Raw genomic sequence first — 16,096 nt, 5'->3', positions numbered from 1 at the left:
GGAGCATGCTGGTATGAAAAAATTAAAACTATTAAATAAATACAGCTACTTACATAGCATAAACGGCTCGCTGATTGAAGCAGAGCTTGACGACGTTTCAGTGGGCGAAGTATGCGAAATTTATGCGAGCTGGCAAGCAATTGAACGTATAGCCAGGGCTCAGGTCGTTGGCTTTCGCAATGGAAAGACATTATTAAACCTTATAGGCAGCTCTGTGGGGCTTACACGTACTGCAGTATTGAAACCAACGGGAGAGCAGTTAACCATACAGATCAGTGATGCCTTTCTTGGTTCAGTTTTGAATGCTTCTGGTCAAATTATGGAAAGGTTTGTCCCGGTCACTCCAGGGGATAGGGGAAATTTACGCCTGATTGATGAACTGCCACCGTCGTATCAGGAACGTCGAGTTATTAATACACCACTAGAGACACGGATAAGAGTCATTGATGGCGTACTGACATGTGGCATTGGTCAACGTGTTGGGATTTTCGCATCGGCTGGCTGTGGCAAAACGGTTTTAATGCATATGCTTGTAAACAACACTGAAGCTGATGTGTTTGTTATTGGCTTGATTGGCGAACGTGGAAGGGAAGTTACGGAATGCGCGGAATCGCTGAAAAAATCAGTAAATGCAGCAAAATGTGTTTTGGTTTATGCCACCTCTGATTTTTCGTCAGTAGATCGGTGTAATGCCGCCCTGATGGCGACAACCGTGGCAGAGTATTTTAGAGATCGAGGAAAGAGAGTTGTACTTTTTATCGACTCAATGACGCGCTATGCACGAGCACTACGCGATATGAAGCTGGCAGCGGGTGAACCACCTGCCAGACGTGGTTATCCTGCTTCTGTTTTTGACAGCTTACCTCGCTTACTGGAGAGGCCGGGACCAACACTAAAAGGAAGTATTACTGCCTTTTATACCGTATTACTGGAGGGGGAGGATGAATCAGACCCACTGGGGGATGAAATTCGCTCAATCCTTGATGGCCATATCTATCTAAGTCGCAAACTCGCTGGGCAAGGTCATTATCCGGCAATAGATGTTCTAAAAAGTGTGAGTCGAGTATTTGGTCAGGTCACTGATGAAAAACACAGAGATAATGCTGCACGGGTAAGGAAGATCCTCACAACTTTGGAAGATCTACAGGTGTTTATTGATTTAGGGGAATATCGCGCTGGGCAAAATGCTGAAAATGATTTTGCTATGAATGCCCGGCCTAAACTCACAAATTGGTTAAAACAGCCAATTAATGAAAAAATGCCAATGAGTGAAACGCTAAAAGAGCTTGAACGAATTGTTAAGTAAGGTTAATCGACTTATCAGAAGAACAGCGCAGAGCCTGGCTGCATGTGAAGCATCATTACAAAAGTTAAATGCAGAAAAAGAAAAGTTAGTCGAAAAGGAACGCCTGTATGATATGCAACTTAAAAACCTACAGTCACTGTTAGATATGAAGGAGTTACTCGGCGAAGTAGTATTTCGCCAGGATATATTTTACTCGTTACGTAAAGTTGCAGTCATTCAGCAGCAGATCGCTGAGATAAATCTTGAAAAGCAAAAAATAGCAGAGCGGCGAAAAATACTTAACAAGGAAATAGTTCAACAGCAAGCACAAAGAAAACACTGGTGGCTAAAAGGAGAAAAGTACGATCGACTAAAGAAGCGCATCAAAAAACAACTTTTAAATCAGATGCTTTATCAAGACGAGCTTGAACAGGAGGAGAAATATAATGGACGAAGTCAAGAAAATTGAACATTATAAAAATTTAAACACAGACACAGCCGAGAATTCTGCTGCGGATTTAGGCAGTTTCTTAAAGAAAAACAAAAAAAATAAAGAAATGAGTGAGATTGTTGCTGGATCCATTCTCCAGTTATTACGTCAGACTCAGGATAGTCATTTCCCTATCTTAGAGAAAAAGAATGGGCAAATGAAGTCTATTGATAACAAATCGTCTCTCCAGGTTGACAGGAATTCATCTTTTTCTTTGCAAACAAATGGAATAGAGCAGCTTTCTACAAAGAAAGTCCTCAATATGACTTCACGAGATCAGGGTGTTAATTCTGAACTATCTGATAAAACGATACAATTTAAGGGGGGAATCCATAATGGTATCCATACAGAAAAATTCACGGTTCAAAACCACAGTAATAATAAAGAGCGTGAAAAAAAATATCGCGATGGAGACAAAAAAAATGGAGAGCAGGCCCATTTATTAGATATTACTAACGAAAGAAGGTTTGCTGATAACAAAACCATGTTTACTCAACATATCGAAAAGCAAAGGAATGTTCATACGCTCAATCAGAATGATATAAATAATTCTGTTAATAGTGCCAATGTACCCGAAAATGAATTGACATATCAGTTTCAGCGTTGGGGACAGAATCATACAGTTCGGATTCTGGAAAGTAGTGAAGGGATACGACTAAAACCATCAGACACGATTGTCTCCGACAGACTCCATGAAGCCCAACACAATGATGTTACAGCACAACGTTGGGTATTGACTGAGCATGATGAACGACAAGGGCAACGACATCAGACTCATGATGAGCAAGAAAATGAAGGTAAATTCGAAAACGATCAGAAGGACGAAAGTTAATGTTCGGTCTGAGAAAAGTAAATGGAAACACTCATTCCTTTGAAACCACTTTTCAAAACTGGAAAGAAAATGGTGAAGATGTTGCGTTATTAATGCCCGAATTTAGCGCCAAATGGCTACCGATAGCAGAAGAGAGCGGCAGCTGGTCTGGATGGGTGTTACTTCGAGAAATATTTCCCTTAATTTCTGCCGAGCTCGCTGGGATGGCTTTAATGCCAGAAACGGAAAGGTTAATAGTGGAATGGCTCAGTTTATCTAGTACCCCGTTAAATCTAAAGTATCCTGAACTAAAATATAATCGTTTGTGTGTAGGTAAAGTATTTGATGGAGTATTGAGTCCAGCTCAACCACTAATAAGAATATGGACAGGGGAATTAAATGTTTGGTTAGATAAAGTCACGGTCTGCCAATACGAAAACGCTCTAACGCTAGACAAAAAAACATTATATTGGCCCATTCATTTTGTAATTGGATTTAGTAAAACATGTTACAGAACCATTGTTGATATTGAAGTTGGTGATGTTTTATTAATTTCAGATAATTTTGCTTATGCGGTTATTTATAATACAAAGATTTGTGATCTGATTTATCCAGAGGAGTTAAAAATGGCTGATCATTTTGAGTACGAGGAAGATTTTGAAACAGATGACTTTGATATCAAAAAAAGCGAAATCGAGATTAATGATGAAAATGACTATCAGCAGATTAATAGTTTTGAAGACTTGCCTGTAAAAATTGAGTTTGTTCTTGGTAAGAAAATAATGAATCTATATGAAATAGACGATCTCTGTGCAAAAAGAATAATATCTCTGCTTCCTGAATCTGAGAAAAATATAGAGATACGTGTAAATGGCGCGCTAACTGGCTATGGCGAACTTGTTGAAGTGGATGATAAATTGGGCGTAGAGATTCATTCTTGGTTATCAGGGCATAATAATGTCAAATAGCATTTCGCTGATAGCGATACTATCATTATTTACACTTTTGCCGTTTATAATAGCATCCGGGACATGTTTTATTAAATTCTCGATTGTTTTTGTTATTGTCCGAAACGCGCTGGGACTTCAGCAAGTGCCATCAAATATGACACTTAATGGGGTTGCTTTGCTATTGTCAATGTTTGTAATGATGCCGGTTGGGAAGGAAATATATAATAACAGTCAGAATGAGAATCTTTCATTCAATAATGTAGCGTCGGTTGTTAATTTTGTTGAGACAGGCATGAGTGGTTATAAATCATATTTGATAAAATATTCTGAACCGGAGTTGGTTAGCTTTTTTGAAAAGATTCAGAAGGTGAATAGTTCTGAAGACAATGAAGAGATAATCGATGATGAGAATATTTCAATTTTCTCGTTACTCCCGGCATATGCGTTGAGTGAGATAAAAAGTGCATTTATTATAGGTTTCTATATCTATTTACCCTTTGTTGTAGTTGATCTGGTTATATCCAGCGTTCTGTTAACGTTAGGTATGATGATGATGAGTCCGGTAACCATATCTACACCGATAAAATTAATTCTGTTTGTCGCGATGGACGGTTGGACAATGTTATCGAAAGGACTCATTTTACAATATTTTGACCTATCCATTAATCCCTGAGGAAAAAATATGGACGGCATTGTTTTTGCGGGGAATAGGGCGCTGTATCTGATTTTAGTTATGTCTGCAGGACCTATTGCAGTTGCGACATTTGTTGGTTTATTGGTAGGGCTTTTTCAAACGGTAACACAGTTGCAAGAACAGACTTTGCCATTTGGCGTCAAATTATTGTGCGTAAGTATTTGCTTTTTTTTAATGAGCGGATGGTATGGTGAAAAATTATATTCGTTTGGTATCGAAATGCTTAATTTAGCATTCGCGAGAGGATAGCATGGGGGAGGCGATACTCTATCAGTTGCATAGTCTGCTGGCTGCTACAGCGCTCGGTTTTTGCCGATTGGCACCAACTTTCTATTTGTTACCATTTTTCGCCAGCGGGAATATACCAACAGTAGTCCGTCATCCAATAATAATAGTGGTATCATGTGCATTAGTTCAGCATTACCACTATGAATTATCTACCCTAAATGAAATAGATATCGCTTTGTTTGCTGCCAGAGAAATTATCATAGGGTTGTTTATTGCTTGCTTATTAGCATCCCCATTTTGGATTTTCCTTGCTATAGGCAGCTTTATCGATAACCAACGTGGTGCAACGTTAAGTAGTACTTTGGATCCGGCTACAGGTGTCGATACATCGGAATTAGCAAGATTATTTAACCTTTTCTCTGCAGCAGTTTATCTTACTAACGGTGGATTGAACTTTATTCTGGAGACTCTATGGCAAAGTTATAACTTATGGCCTTCAGGAAATTTTAATTTTCCTAAATTAGAGCCTTTATTCTCATATATTAATAATATAATGACTCATACTATCGTTTACGCAAGCCCCGTGATTGCGGTTATGCTGGGCGGTGAAGCTGTCCTGGGATTGCTGGCACGCTATGCTTCACAACTAAATGCTTTTGCCATCTCACTGACTGTCAAAAGTGCGCTGGCATTTTTAATATTAATTATTTATTTTGGCCCAATACTGGCTGAACGAGTTATGCCGTTATCCTTCTTCCCAGAACAATTGCAATTATACATTGATAAATAGAGTGTTTCATGGCAAATAAAACTGAAAAGCCAACACAAAAGAAACTCCAGGATGCTTCTAAAAAAGGGCAAATTCTAAAAAGTAGAGACTTAACAGTCTCTGTAATAATGCTTGTGGGCACTTTATATCTCGGATATGTATTTGATGTGCATCATATTATGTCGATTCTTGAATACATCCTTGATCATAACGCTAAACCGGATATTTGGGACTATTTTAAAGCTATGGGGATAGGTTGGTTGAAAACGATCATTCCTTTTTTGCTGGTTTGCATGTTTACAACAATACTTGTCTCATGGTTTCAAAGTAAAATGCAATTAGCAACTGAAGCTATTAAGTTTAAGTTTGATTCATTAAATCCAGTAAATGGCTTAAAACGTATATTTGGCTTAAAAACCGTAAAAGAATTTGTCAAAGCAATACTTTATATTATTTTTTTTGCATTGGCGATCAAAGTATTTTGGAGTAACCATAAATCACTGCTTTTTAAAACTCTTGATGGAGATATCATATCTTTATTATCAGATTGGGGAGAGATGCTATTCCTTCTCATACTATATTGTCTCGGCAGTATGATAATTGTTCTAATATTTGATTTTATCGCTGAGTATTTTTTATTTATGAAAGATATGAAAATGGATAAACAAGAAGTTAAAAGAGAATACAAGGAACAAGAAGGAAATCCAGAAATTAAGTCTAAACGCAGAGAACGCCATCAAGAAATTCTGTCAGAGCAATTGAAATCTGATGTCAGTAATAGCCGTCTGATGATTGCCAACCCTACGCACATTGCCATAGGGATATACTTTAAGCCACATCTGTCACCTATACCATTGATTTCTGTAAGAGAAACTAATGAGGTCGCATTAGCCGTAAGGAAATATGCAAAAGAAATCGGAATACCAATTATTACAGATAAAAAATTAGCACGAAAAATTTATGCTACCCATCGTCGCTACGATTATGTTAGCTTCGAAAATATAGATGAGATCTTGCGTCTTCTGCTGTGGCTTGAAGATGTGGAGAATGCTGGACAACCTATTCCAGATGAACTGCTCCCCTCAGAAGATAAATTCAAAGAAGGTGAAGACACAAAAAGTGAGAATAAAGACAATAATTAAAAAAATTAAACATCTATCATAGTCGGAAATTTATAAGAATCTACACGCAAAAAGCGTGTAGATTCTTATTTAATGTGTTAAACGATCTTGCGAAATGACAAGCAATTGATACATACTCATCTCTTTATAAGCTGGAACAGTCGTAACCTGTGCAAATTCGCGATATAGTTTCTGCTCTAGTTCTGCTGATGATATATATTCCGGGTGTTCGCTAAAGAACTGTCTTGCATCTACTATCGCTTGAGATTCGCCACTTCTTTTATTCTGAGTATCCTTTAATGAATTTTCTCTGGTGCATGCAGAGAGCAACGATATCAGCGCGACAGTTATTATTATTTTACTATTATATCTTACTAATGACATATCAACTTTCTCTTATGCAAGATTGGAGTTTAAAATAATGTTTATCCCATTCACAGAGTGCTATAAACAACTCAACAGTACCTTTTATGTTAAGTTTATTTAGGGCTCTTATTTTGTGATATGATACTGTTTTATAATCAATTCCTTTGATAATGGCTATTTGTTTTAACGAATAAGAAACACATAACCGCAGGATATCTATCTCATCATGGGTAAGTGGTTCTTGAGTGGAATACACATTTTGTGTATGAAGATTCGAAACCAGGAAATGCGTTAAATCAGATAATGTAATATTCTTATTGATCCTGATGAAATTGTTGCTCAAAAGGGTGTTTACAGGTTCTGTATTTGGTTTGAGATTTCGATGTTGGTGCTCATCAATAACAACGAACGAATGTCCAAGATCAACCAACGCAACCAAATCGCTGTAATATTCCTTTTGGGATGCTAATAATGCATTAGTGCCTACAGTGAAGTAGACATCACTGGAAAAGACTTGCATATGCCAACCTGCACTCTAAAATCATTTAGGGTAAATATTACGTGTAAAATTTAAAATAATGGTAATTGTTATATTTGCATATCAATGAGGGAATAGGGTGAATACCTTAAATTGCAAATAAAGTTATGTATGTAGGCATTTAAAATGGTTCTCGAAAATTATAATCTTTTTATTGTGTGTCATCATAATTTGGTCATGAAATTTCCGTCTTGTTACACTACTCTAAACTAGAGCTTATGGAATTAGCGGGTGGTATTCATGGGAAATAATGATAAATTCTTATCACAAGACTTATTGGAATCTTATGCCATTCGTTTATTGAGCGGACCATTGAATGGATGCGAGTATGAAATACTTAATGGGCGTGTACTCGTTATCGTTGGTAATGATGTTTCGTTAGGAAGAAGTGATTCTTTTTCTGAGTTACCAGAGAATACGATAGTCATTCCTTATGGAGAGCTTACAGGCAGTTTTGAGGTAATAATCACTACCGACCCTGATCTGGTTGTAACAATCAGAGAATTAACAGCACAAGAACCTGAAGATAGAACGTTAACATTGAATCAGCAAATAGAAGTTTTAGGCCTCAAATTTGCTGTAAAAGGAAAAAATGAAGTTTGGCAGTATTCAATACCAGGTATTGTTGAAAATAACATTACTTCAACAAGACAACATTTCTTTAGTAGTACGCTGTTTAAATATGTAACGCTATTTTTTCTTTTTGCTATCATTTTTATAGCTTTTTATATTGTTAATGCCAGTAATGATCCGCAGCTGAGACATATCGATAAAATTCTTGTAAACAAAAATAGAAATTATGAAATTTTATATGGTAGGGATCATGTCATCTATATCAATACCAATAGTTTGGATGAAGCTGTCTGGGTCAAACAAGCACTGGAAAAAAATCAACCAGGAAAGCCAGTACGGGTGATAAATCCTGATGATGAATCGATACGAATTTTTTCATGGCTTGCTGATAATTTCCCAGATCTACAATATTTTAAACTACAGCTATTAGATGCCAGTAATCCAAGACTGACAGTGAGTAAGCAACGGAATGCTATCACACAGCAACTAATCGATAATCTTATTAAAGGATTACTGCAAACTATGCCATATGCCAGCAATATAAGTATTGCGGTATTAGATGATAATGTATTGGAAAGTCAGGCAATTGAAACATTGTCGGCAATAGGTCTTTCTTATGAAAAATATAAAACAGCTAACAATGTATATTTCAATATCATTGGTACGTTAAGCGACAGTGAATTAAATAAAATTAATAATTATGTTGACGAATATTATAAACAATGGGGTAAACAATATGTAAGATTTAATGTGAATTTGAAAAATCAGGACACAAACAATAGTTCATTTAGCTACGGAGATAACCGATTCGAGAAGTCTCAAGGTAGCAAGTGGACATTTCAGGAATAATTGAGGAGGACTTATGGCAGATTGGAATGGTTATATTATGGATATCAGCAAACAATTTGATCAGGGCGTTGATGATCTTAACCAACAAGTTGAAAAGGCGTTGGAGGATTTAGCAACCAATCCTTCCGACCCGAAATTCCTTGCCGAATATCAGAGTGCATTAGCTGAGTATACATTATATCGAAATGCGCAATCTAACGTTGTAAAAGCGTATAAAGATCTTGATTCGGCAATCATACAAAACTTCCGCTAAACTGGATAAGGATTTTATTATGTCAGTAAGCAATATGCCACCTATTGATAGAGCTGAGCAATCAACTGCTCATGAAATACAGCAAGCGAAAGTTATTGATTTAAATGACCGGGTTCTCAATCTTGATAACCCGGATGATAAAATGATCTCCGCTTTTGCTAACTATGCGGTACAAACTGAAAATTGGCAGCAAAATGCGTTACAAGCATTAAGGTCTGATAAAAAGGGGTTAACTCCTGAAAAATTATTAGTCTTGCAGGATCATGTGCTTAATTATAATGTCGAGGTTTCATTGGTGGGAACATTAGCAAGAAAAATTGTCGCTGCAGTTGAGACGTTGACTCGCTCATGAAATATATATCATTATTCTTGTTTATCCTGCTGTTGTGCGGTTGCAAGCAGCAGGAATTACTGAACCATCTTGATCAACAGCAAGCTAATGATGTCCTTGCTGTTTTACAAAGACATAATATTAATGCTGAGAAGAAGGATCAAGGCAAAACTGGATTTTCAATCTATGTAGAACCAACGGATTTTGCTTCTGCGGTGGATTGGCTAAAAATCTACAATCTCCCGGGTAAGCCTGATATTCAAATATCGCAGATGTTCCCTGCAGATGCACTCGTTTCCTCTCCACGAGCGGAAAAAGCAAGATTGTATTCTGCTATTGAACAGCGTTTAGAGCAATCTCTCAAAATTATGGATGGCATTGTTTCTTCAAGAGTACATGTTAGTTACGATGTTGATACAGGTGATAGTGGCAAAACTGCTCTACCAATTCATATTTCTGTACTTGCTGTATATGAAAAAGATATCAATCCAGAAATAAAAATAAATGACATTAAGAGATTTATTGTTAATAGCTTTGCAAGCGTACAATATGAGAATATTTCAGTCGTATTGTCAAAACGAAGAGATATTATTGAACAAGCACCAACATATGAAATTAACGAACCTGTTTTTGCTTATGATAAGACTATGCCGGTTTCTATCTTACTTGCATTAATGTCCATTGCGACTTGCTGGCTGTTATGGAAGTACAGGGCTATTCTAACTAATTTAATCAGGTTAAAAAATAAGTAGACATATGAGAACGTTATGAATCTTGCCCTAAGAAAGATTATATATGATCCAATTAGTTATATTCATCCTCAACGAGTAAGTTTGAATAATGCACGTATTAGCAATCCGGTACTTAGATCTATTACCAATGAAATGATACTCCTACAGTACAATCTTTCAGTTGAGCATTTCAGTCTGAATAGTTCACTTATTTACTACATAAACAATTGGAAATTATTTCCATTGATCTGTTTACTCAGTGGTTGTCACTTTTATCGAGAAAGGTTTGCAGAACGGGGATTTTTTTACAAGGTTCCTGATGTGCTAAGGAATTATTTATCAGCGATACCGGTGGAAATAAATGAAAAGGCACGATATAAACCTGGCATCGTTAACTATCAGAATATCATCACATGTGGTTTTTCAACGTTGTTGCCCTATGTAAGGCAACAACCGTTGGCAATGCAGCAACGATTTAATTTATTATTTCCTGATTTTGTTGACCACATACAATTGCCGTTACCACTTGCGTCTACTCTTTTGGAGAGAATTACATTTTATGCGAAAAAAAATAGAGATGAGCTTGATAAACTCTCCTGCAAATGGTGTTGTGATTAAAAGAATAATTTCTGATGGATTGAAAGAAATAGTCTCTCTAAAAGAACAGATCCTTCTTGAAACCACCGCAAAAATTCAGAGTATTGAGGAAAAGAGAGAAGAAAAAGTTATTCAAGGTTATTATGATGGCTATGCGAAAGGCATTATTGATGTGATGGATAATTTTATACCCTTGATAAGTTTGCTGAGCTCAGAATTAGAAAAAAACAGAATAAACATGATAAACGATCTGAAGAGCATATTGTTAAAATCTTCAGAGGAAGTTGAAGTTTTTATCAAACTTTTTGAAAGTTGGGTAACAAAATTACCGTCAATATCAGGCCCTTTAAATCTCTATATACCTACCAGTTTCAAAGATAAGTCTATTGAAGTAGAGTCATATTTTGTCGACAAGTCAATATGGAATGTCCATATTTCATATCATGATGACAAACGTTTTATTTTTTTTACAGATCAATTTATTGCTGAATTTAGTCCGCAGGAATTTGTGGATAATTGTGAGCAATATTTAATTAGCAATCACTGTTTTTCCCCTGATAAGGTTAATGAAATCTGTGAACATGCCAGACATTATTTAGTTGAAAGAATGTGTGAAATAGATTCTTTGGCTATGAATAACTCTGATTTGAAGAACCCAGAGGACTTATAGATCACTGTCTCCGGTTTAATGACTTGAATATAATCTAATTCTAATATTTTAAACGCCTAATGATTTTTCAACACTGGACTTATTTTGCTTACACAAAAATTTTATTTTTAATTATATTTCATTATTATTTCATCAATGTATTCTTTGGATTTTGCTTATAATAATAATGGAAGGGATGATTATAAATGAATGCGTTATAGCATTTACACTCAGGATGAATATATGGGAAAGATTAAAATTGTAGTTTCAGATCAGCAGCCGTTTATGATTGATGGGATAATTGGATTTCTCGGACATTATCCCGATTTATATGAGGTTGTTGGGGGCTATAAAGATCTGAAGAAAGCTATAGCGGAGTGTAACAAATCTGCAGCCCAAATATTTATTTTAGGAGAATTTGCAGGTGGAATGATGGGGTCCGAACTCATAAAATGGGTTAAATCTCATAAAATAGATGCTCATATTATTACATTTGTAGCAAAAATGCCGTATATTGATTCAATAAAATTGCTTGAAGCCGGTGCGAAAGGATGCGTATGGAAAACCAGTCACCCGGCGAAACTAAATCGCGCTATTGATTCGATTAGTAATGGTTACACTTATTTTGATAGTGTACATATGGATTGTGAAAAAATATCTTCAAGATATTCCTCTGATAATCAACTTACAAATCGTGAGTCTGAAATACTACAACTCATAGCTGATGGAAAAACAAACAAAGAAATCGCTAATTTCTTGCAGTTAAGCAGGAAAACAGTCGAAACTCATAGACTCAATATCATGAAGAAATTAGATGTTCACAGTGGTATCGAGTTGATCAAAACAGCTTTACGTATGGGTGTTTGCACTATATAAAAAAAGAGGCTTTAGGCTCATTTTGCTAAAGCCTTACGCTTGTCTATTTCATTAAGTCTGGTATATACAACATATATTTTTTTTGCATATTGCAGCCTCTTTTTTTGGTTTTCCATTGCAAAACCCGCGTTATAAGTCCCCAGACATTGCCACGTTACCCCACAACGTGAAAAATGATTATATAAAATCTCGGTCCCTATTTTAATGTTCAGACAGGGGTTATCTAACAAATCTCGTTCATCTTTTATTATTCCACGTTTTTTTAACATGGGAATGTGCATCTGGTTTATCTGCATTAAACCATAATCAAAACTCTTTATATTGTTTTTCTTATCCCTGTTCTTGCCGATGCTATCATTTTTTAAATTACTTTCAACAAGAGCGATAGCTTTGATCAAATTTGGTTCGATTCTGAAAATTGATCCTGCTTCATTAAAGCAAGCGCTACTGGCGAAAGACATTTTTGTAATTAATATAGAAAATATGAAGATGGATAAGATTTTAACTTTGGGTAAGCGCATATATTTTTATGTGTAGGATTGAAGGAAAGGAACGAGATACTAATATAATCAGTATCTCGTTAAACATTTAAGTGGTCAATTGTCTACCATTCCAGTTCATAGTAAGGAGAGATAGGGTTATCTTTCGAATACATTTCATTTTGAAAAGATGCCATCCATGTTGAAACTATAAATACTTGTATTTGATCTGTATCAGTAGCACTGGTGGTGATGTGTTTATCTAATGAAACTACTTCATCACCCGTTGCAGTTGCTATATTTAAACTTTGAGAAAAATTATTCATATTGATTGGATTAGTCATAAAGTTCCCTTTTTATTTGTCCGGGCCAATAGCCTATACACAATACTTTTTAATCTAGAGTATTTGATATATATTGCAATAAGGTAAATATCTTAGATATTTTCATCTCTGTTGTTTAAATAACTAGTTGCATACATCTAAACAATAAAATTGCGACAATAAAGATTTATCGCATACAAATTCTCGTCAGTTGCTTTAGTTTCAAAATGTTGTCAATTATAACTCGATGGCTTTCACTCGAAGTTTCTTTATAGTAGAGTTTCATGTTGCTTTTGAGTGGGTTAGGCACATACATATCTACACACTCTTTTATCACAACTGCTTTTCGTCTTCTGGGTTCGAGTTGTAGTGATTTGTCTATACAAATCCTTGCCTCTTCAATTCTTTCATTATGAAAGTTGACAAGTGCTCTATAGTAGTAGAGAGAGGCTATATCAGTTGTGTGTATCTTAGCCTGTTCAAATAAGATATGAGATACTTTTTCTTGTCCAGACAGGCCAGTTATCAGTCCCATAATAGCTAAAATTTTTCCATCGACATTGGTTATGTCTGATACATAATGTAAAAGCTCTAATGCTTTTTGAGCAGCAAGTTCAAGTTCATATTTTCCATGAAGTGCCAAAGACATATGGCATTCCGCTAGCAGACAATAACATTCTGTTTTTAGCGTCTGTATATCACTTTTATTTTGTAATCCATCAAATATAGTCATAGCCCTGTAAATGCTTTCAGGAGTAAACTCGTAAAGTTCTTTCTTACCAGCCAACAGTTCATCTGATAAATAATGATTCTTGTAACCTTGATCCGGTTTAGCTAATCTTACAGAACGCTCTGGATTATGTACCGTTTGAAGGATATTATCTATAATAAATTGTGATGTGTTATGTAGTTCATCAACAGGAAGATGATTACTGGCGATGAGGAAAAGATTTTTAGCGTCGATCAGTTCAATGTATAAAGTTTTCACCGCGTTATTCTGGTTTATTCTTCCTGTAACGAAATAATCTGGCTTGAATCTTCTCAAAAATGAATTTTGCGATATGTGATCATTACAAAAATTTGTCGCAGCCATCGGATAGGCATAAAGGCCATCGATTTTTTTATTTGAAATGTTTTGCACTAATTCCTGATTAAGTATTAATGGATCCAGGGTATTCAATGAAGTGGTGAAAGGAAATATAGCTATGGAATAGTCTGAAGTGTTATCTTCATTTATTCTAGTTTTGAAAACCTGTCCACTGAAACGATAACCTTTCCGGTAGATTGTTTCTATGCAACGATCATAGCCAATTTTTTCAAAAATGCAGCGCAAAGAATAGATACATCTTGTCAGGGACTCGTCACTTACAATAATATTTTTCCATACTGATTCGATGATCATATCTTTCAGGACAACATGACCAGCGGATTCAAGTAATACGATCAATACTCCTAACTCTTTCGGTGGAATATAAATTTGCTCATTTCCTTGAGTAAGAATTCCATCTTCCGTGAGCGTTAATCCCTCAAGAAAATGATATGAGAATTTATTTTCTAAGTCCATTAGTTAACCTCTATGAAAAAATTGGTTTCTTGCATCCTGCATAAGCAATAGAAATAGTGGCTATTCATATTTATGTGTCATTAATGCTATAGGAGTTTACATTCGACATATCTATGGTTGTGTTCACTAATTTATCTTAGGAATTCAGTGATGTAATCTGAAATAGCCTTATTCAATTTTGATAAAATAGATTGTTCTCTAACGCGTTGAAAAATAATAATTTATAGTGTGTTCTTAACTGTTTTAAGATGTTGATTTAAGAAAACATAAGAGAAGCTGGTCATAGTGGTTAACTGCACTATAACCAGCAATTTTAACCAAAAGATTGTAATGCTTAGCCATTATCTTCTGAATTATCAGTTAAGAGTTCAATATATGCCTGCGCTTTGCTCTTAACACTTTCATCCTCACAATTGTTAATAATATGATAGAAACATTGCATTGCGTTATCGATATTTTTAGCCCCAATTTGACATTGACCCATACGATAAATAACTGAATAGTCATCATACGGGGAGTAATTGTAACTTAGTTTGTAAAGGTCATATGCTTGTTGATATTTCTTTTTTGACTGGCATACTGATGCAAAACCTTTTAGATATTCATGATTTTCGAACGCATAAATGCACAGAAATTTATAATAAATTTCTGCGTCCGTTATATTACCTTTTTCATGGTAGTCGAATGCATATGCATATATTCTATCAAGGATATCAGGAGTCAATCCATGTAGTAATGCCAGATTTTCTCCTTGCGATAATGCGTGTTTTAGTTGACTTGCCCATTCATCACTGTTATTGAATATTTCAAGTGTATCTGTGCTCATAATATTCCTCTGTGATGTGTTTCGTGATGCTAAATTATTATTGATTGACTCATTAATTTTTATGTATTTATCTTTTTTGAATTATGAGTTTTAAGCTTGCATTGCTTATGGGTATATTGGTTCATTATTAGTAAAAATACTGACCACTATAAACCAATAATGTCATTAGTTGTTTTGCTAATATTCATCTTATTAGTTATCTTATTTACGATATTTCATAAATGCCTTAATATGCATGACCTTGATTCATATTATCAATTTCCATTTTTTCGATGAAAATTAAAAAGGGGATTTTTGCGAAGGGTCGTAAGTCGTCTGGTTTTTTTTCTTTATTATGTCTGATGACGAGGGGGGATAGTACATCGGTGCATATAGTAGAGAATTTATTCAGGTCTAAATTATTCTCTATTTTGGCCAGTTTTATGAGTTCATTTGTAGCCATACTCATTAAATCATCTGTTATCGGAAATTTATATATGCTCATAGCAGATAATATTGCTTGCTGAATTATTTCTTCAGAAATATCCGCTATCTTTATTGACAAATCATGTGTTAGATATTTTCCTCCAAGAGATTCTTGTTCAATATAATTTAAACCAGACCTCATCGTAATTTTAACTGGATTCACGAATTTCTCTTCATTTTTCTTATTTTTGTTCTCCTGATCAGGAACTAATGGTTGCAGTGGTAGGCTATTATTAATATTTCGTGGCTTCATTTTACATTTCTCTCATTTGATTAGAGCAAAATCCGAATTCGCAGCTTCTGATAATGTCAAATATCACCTTTTCTA

Annotated in this window: 21 protein-coding genes and 2 pseudogenes; 16 read left to right on the top strand and 7 right to left on the bottom strand. The window is 35.3% G+C overall.

The genetic code is table 11. The annotated features are described in order from the left end of the window. Nucleotides 1–13 precede the first annotated feature (13 nt). The 9 genes and pseudogenes from sctN to QUF14_RS18160 all read left to right on the top strand — a co-directional run bounded on the left by sctN (nucleotide 14) and on the right by QUF14_RS18160 (nucleotide 6,369). Nucleotides 14–1,306 (top strand): type III secretion system ATPase SctN, encoded by a 1,293-nt coding sequence (gene sctN, locus QUF14_RS18200; protein WP_000734305.1) that lies wholly within the window; start codon nucleotides 14–16, stop codon nucleotides 1,304–1,306. Then, a complete protein-coding gene (locus QUF14_RS18195) occupies nucleotides 1,296–1,754 on the top strand; it encodes a SpaM family type III secretion system protein (RefSeq protein ID WP_001305819.1) in 459 nt (152 codons plus the stop codon). Before sctN ends, QUF14_RS18195 begins: the two co-directional genes overlap by 11 nt. Beyond that, nucleotides 1,732–1,962, top strand: a pseudogene (locus tag QUF14_RS18190) (SpaN/EivJ family type III secretion system needle length determinant); the annotation flags it as partial. The gene QUF14_RS18195 and the pseudogene QUF14_RS18190, both read left to right, overlap by 23 nt. A 75-nt stretch (nucleotides 1,963–2,037) precedes the next feature. Next, nucleotides 2,038–2,607, top strand: coding sequence for a SpaN/EivJ family type III secretion system needle length determinant (locus tag QUF14_RS28940; RefSeq protein ID WP_349642480.1), 570 nt, complete (start codon nucleotides 2,038–2,040; stop codon nucleotides 2,605–2,607). Continuing rightward, nucleotides 2,567–3,554: pseudogene (locus tag QUF14_RS18180) on the top strand (YscQ/HrcQ family type III secretion apparatus protein). Before QUF14_RS28940 ends, QUF14_RS18180 begins: the two are co-directional and overlap by 41 nt. Continuing rightward, nucleotides 3,544–4,209 (top strand): EscR/YscR/HrcR family type III secretion system export apparatus protein, encoded by a 666-nt coding sequence (locus QUF14_RS18175; RefSeq protein ID WP_000071537.1) that lies wholly within the window; start codon nucleotides 3,544–3,546, stop codon nucleotides 4,207–4,209. The pseudogene QUF14_RS18180 and the gene QUF14_RS18175 overlap by 11 nt, the downstream one beginning before the upstream one ends. A gap of 9 nt (nucleotides 4,210–4,218) precedes the next feature. After that, nucleotides 4,219–4,479, top strand: coding sequence for an EscS/YscS/HrcS family type III secretion system export apparatus protein (locus QUF14_RS18170; RefSeq protein WP_100733550.1), 261 nt, complete (start codon nucleotides 4,219–4,221; stop codon nucleotides 4,477–4,479). A 1-nt stretch (nucleotide 4,480) separates the two neighbouring features. Continuing rightward, nucleotides 4,481–5,248 carry a type III secretion system export apparatus subunit SctT gene (gene sctT / locus QUF14_RS18165; protein ID WP_000503296.1) on the top strand — a complete coding sequence of 256 codons (768 nt, stop codon included), beginning with the start codon at nucleotides 4,481–4,483 and terminating at the stop codon, nucleotides 5,246–5,248. Between the two features lie 8 nt (nucleotides 5,249–5,256). Then, a complete protein-coding gene (locus QUF14_RS18160; RefSeq protein WP_001284723.1) occupies nucleotides 5,257–6,369 on the top strand; it encodes an EscU/YscU/HrcU family type III secretion system export apparatus switch protein in 1,113 nt (370 codons plus the stop codon). A gap of 69 nt (nucleotides 6,370–6,438) precedes the next feature. On the opposite strand, the gene QUF14_RS18155 is transcribed toward QUF14_RS18160, so the two are convergent. Together QUF14_RS18155 and QUF14_RS18150 are read right to left on the bottom strand one after the other, a co-directional pair. Continuing rightward, entirely contained in the window at nucleotides 6,439–6,732 is a 294-nt protein-coding gene (locus QUF14_RS18155; RefSeq protein WP_000060687.1) for an invasion protein, read from the bottom strand. A gap of 1 nt (nucleotide 6,733) precedes the next feature. Continuing rightward, on the bottom strand, nucleotides 6,734–7,234 hold the full coding sequence (locus QUF14_RS18150; RefSeq protein ID WP_001195865.1) for a helix-turn-helix transcriptional regulator: 501 nt from the start codon (nucleotides 7,232–7,234) through the stop codon (nucleotides 6,734–6,736). Nucleotides 7,235–7,492: 258 nt separating this feature from the next. Here QUF14_RS18150 and QUF14_RS18145 point away from each other — a divergent pair, with 258 nt between their 5' ends. The 7 genes from QUF14_RS18145 (at nucleotide 7,493) to QUF14_RS18115 (ending at nucleotide 12,111) form a co-directional block, all read left to right on the top strand. Further along, a complete protein-coding gene (locus QUF14_RS18145; RefSeq protein WP_001354949.1) occupies nucleotides 7,493–8,674 on the top strand; it encodes a PrgH/EprH family type III secretion apparatus protein in 1,182 nt (393 codons plus the stop codon). Between the two features lie 13 nt (nucleotides 8,675–8,687). After that, a complete protein-coding gene (locus QUF14_RS18140) occupies nucleotides 8,688–8,927 on the top strand; it encodes a type III secretion system needle complex protein (protein WP_000796272.1) in 240 nt (79 codons plus the stop codon). Between the two features lie 19 nt (nucleotides 8,928–8,946). Further along, complete coding sequence (sctI, locus tag QUF14_RS18135) at nucleotides 8,947–9,279, top strand: type III secretion system inner rod subunit SctI (protein WP_000116717.1); 333 nt, start codon at nucleotides 8,947–8,949, stop codon at nucleotides 9,277–9,279. Beyond that, entirely contained in the window at nucleotides 9,276–10,010 is a 735-nt protein-coding gene (locus tag QUF14_RS18130; protein WP_000875228.1) for an EscJ/YscJ/HrcJ family type III secretion inner membrane ring protein, read from the top strand. The genes sctI and QUF14_RS18130 overlap by 4 nt, the downstream gene beginning before the upstream one ends. A 15-nt stretch (nucleotides 10,011–10,025) precedes the next feature. After that, nucleotides 10,026–10,607 (top strand): type III secretion apparatus protein OrgA/MxiK, encoded by a 582-nt coding sequence (locus QUF14_RS18125; RefSeq protein WP_001389479.1) that lies wholly within the window; start codon nucleotides 10,026–10,028, stop codon nucleotides 10,605–10,607. Further along, nucleotides 10,549–11,256 (top strand): hypothetical protein, encoded by a 708-nt coding sequence (locus QUF14_RS18120; protein WP_001227544.1) that lies wholly within the window; start codon nucleotides 10,549–10,551, stop codon nucleotides 11,254–11,256. The genes QUF14_RS18125 and QUF14_RS18120 overlap by 59 nt, the downstream gene beginning before the upstream one ends. A gap of 222 nt (nucleotides 11,257–11,478) precedes the next feature. Further along, a complete protein-coding gene (locus QUF14_RS18115; protein ID WP_000516283.1) occupies nucleotides 11,479–12,111 on the top strand; it encodes a LuxR C-terminal-related transcriptional regulator in 633 nt (210 codons plus the stop codon). A 17-nt stretch (nucleotides 12,112–12,128) separates the two neighbouring features. Here the strand turns inward: QUF14_RS18115 and QUF14_RS18110 are convergent, their stop codons facing one another. The 5 genes from QUF14_RS18110 to QUF14_RS18090 all read right to left on the bottom strand — a co-directional run bounded on the left by QUF14_RS18110 (nucleotide 12,129) and on the right by QUF14_RS18090 (nucleotide 16,021). After that, on the bottom strand, nucleotides 12,129–12,632 hold the full coding sequence (locus QUF14_RS18110; RefSeq protein ID WP_001239196.1) for a lytic transglycosylase domain-containing protein: 504 nt from the start codon (nucleotides 12,630–12,632) through the stop codon (nucleotides 12,129–12,131). Nucleotides 12,633–12,715: 83 nt separating this feature from the next. After that, nucleotides 12,716–12,934 (bottom strand): hypothetical protein, encoded by a 219-nt coding sequence (locus tag QUF14_RS18105; RefSeq protein ID WP_000184105.1) that lies wholly within the window; start codon nucleotides 12,932–12,934, stop codon nucleotides 12,716–12,718. Between the two features lie 166 nt (nucleotides 12,935–13,100). Further along, complete coding sequence (gene ygeH / locus QUF14_RS18100; protein ID WP_000362671.1) at nucleotides 13,101–14,477, bottom strand: HilA family transcriptional regulator YgeH; 1,377 nt, start codon at nucleotides 14,475–14,477, stop codon at nucleotides 13,101–13,103. A 334-nt stretch (nucleotides 14,478–14,811) separates the two neighbouring features. Then, nucleotides 14,812–15,303 carry a tetratricopeptide repeat protein gene (locus QUF14_RS18095; RefSeq protein WP_000102383.1) on the bottom strand — a complete coding sequence of 164 codons (492 nt, stop codon included), beginning with the start codon at nucleotides 15,301–15,303 and terminating at the stop codon, nucleotides 14,812–14,814. Nucleotides 15,304–15,529: 226 nt separating this feature from the next. Beyond that, the gene (locus tag QUF14_RS18090; protein WP_000804513.1) at nucleotides 15,530–16,021 is read right to left on the bottom strand and encodes a hypothetical protein; all 492 of its coding nucleotides are present in this window, start codon (nucleotides 16,019–16,021) and stop codon (nucleotides 15,530–15,532) included. Nucleotides 16,022–16,096 lie beyond the last annotated feature (75 nt).

The sequence above is a fragment of the Escherichia sp. HH091_1A genome (assembly GCF_030295175.1).
Classification (GTDB): domain Bacteria; phylum Pseudomonadota; class Gammaproteobacteria; order Enterobacterales; family Enterobacteriaceae; genus Escherichia; species Escherichia coli_F.
Note: the sequence above shows the minus strand (reverse complement) of the source record. Positions and strands in the feature narration are given on the sequence as shown.

What these genes read in the sequence shown, in the direction of transcription:
- sctN (WP_000734305.1), top strand. Translation starts at nt 14, where the DNA reads ATGAAAAAATTAAAACTATTAAATAAATACAGCTACTTACATAGCATA.
- QUF14_RS28940 (WP_349642480.1), top strand. Translation starts at nt 2,038, where the DNA reads ATGACTTCACGAGATCAGGGTGTTAATTCTGAACTATCTGATAAAACG.
- QUF14_RS18175 (WP_000071537.1), top strand. Translation starts at nt 3,544, where the DNA reads ATGTCAAATAGCATTTCGCTGATAGCGATACTATCATTATTTACACTT.
- QUF14_RS18170 (WP_100733550.1), top strand. Translation starts at nt 4,219, where the DNA reads ATGGACGGCATTGTTTTTGCGGGGAATAGGGCGCTGTATCTGATTTTA.
- sctT (WP_000503296.1), top strand. Translation starts at nt 4,481, where the DNA reads ATGGGGGAGGCGATACTCTATCAGTTGCATAGTCTGCTGGCTGCTACA.
- QUF14_RS18160 (WP_001284723.1), top strand. Translation starts at nt 5,257, where the DNA reads ATGGCAAATAAAACTGAAAAGCCAACACAAAAGAAACTCCAGGATGCT.
- QUF14_RS18155 (WP_000060687.1), bottom strand. Translation starts at nt 6,732, where the DNA reads ATGTCATTAGTAAGATATAATAGTAAAATAATAATAACTGTCGCGCTG.
- QUF14_RS18150 (WP_001195865.1), bottom strand. Translation starts at nt 7,234, where the DNA reads ATGCAAGTCTTTTCCAGTGATGTCTACTTCACTGTAGGCACTAATGCA.
- QUF14_RS18145 (WP_001354949.1), top strand. Translation starts at nt 7,493, where the DNA reads ATGGGAAATAATGATAAATTCTTATCACAAGACTTATTGGAATCTTAT.
- QUF14_RS18140 (WP_000796272.1), top strand. Translation starts at nt 8,688, where the DNA reads ATGGCAGATTGGAATGGTTATATTATGGATATCAGCAAACAATTTGAT.
- sctI (WP_000116717.1), top strand. Translation starts at nt 8,947, where the DNA reads ATGTCAGTAAGCAATATGCCACCTATTGATAGAGCTGAGCAATCAACT.
- QUF14_RS18130 (WP_000875228.1), top strand. Translation starts at nt 9,276, where the DNA reads ATGAAATATATATCATTATTCTTGTTTATCCTGCTGTTGTGCGGTTGC.
- QUF14_RS18125 (WP_001389479.1), top strand. Translation starts at nt 10,026, where the DNA reads ATGAATCTTGCCCTAAGAAAGATTATATATGATCCAATTAGTTATATT.
- QUF14_RS18120 (WP_001227544.1), top strand. Translation starts at nt 10,549, where the DNA reads ATGCGAAAAAAAATAGAGATGAGCTTGATAAACTCTCCTGCAAATGGT.
- QUF14_RS18115 (WP_000516283.1), top strand. Translation starts at nt 11,479, where the DNA reads ATGGGAAAGATTAAAATTGTAGTTTCAGATCAGCAGCCGTTTATGATT.
- QUF14_RS18110 (WP_001239196.1), bottom strand. Translation starts at nt 12,632, where the DNA reads ATGCGCTTACCCAAAGTTAAAATCTTATCCATCTTCATATTTTCTATA.
- QUF14_RS18105 (WP_000184105.1), bottom strand. Translation starts at nt 12,934, where the DNA reads ATGACTAATCCAATCAATATGAATAATTTTTCTCAAAGTTTAAATATA.
- ygeH (WP_000362671.1), bottom strand. Translation starts at nt 14,477, where the DNA reads ATGGACTTAGAAAATAAATTCTCATATCATTTTCTTGAGGGATTAACG.
- QUF14_RS18095 (WP_000102383.1), bottom strand. Translation starts at nt 15,303, where the DNA reads ATGAGCACAGATACACTTGAAATATTCAATAACAGTGATGAATGGGCA.
- QUF14_RS18090 (WP_000804513.1), bottom strand. Translation starts at nt 16,021, where the DNA reads ATGAAGCCACGAAATATTAATAATAGCCTACCACTGCAACCATTAGTT.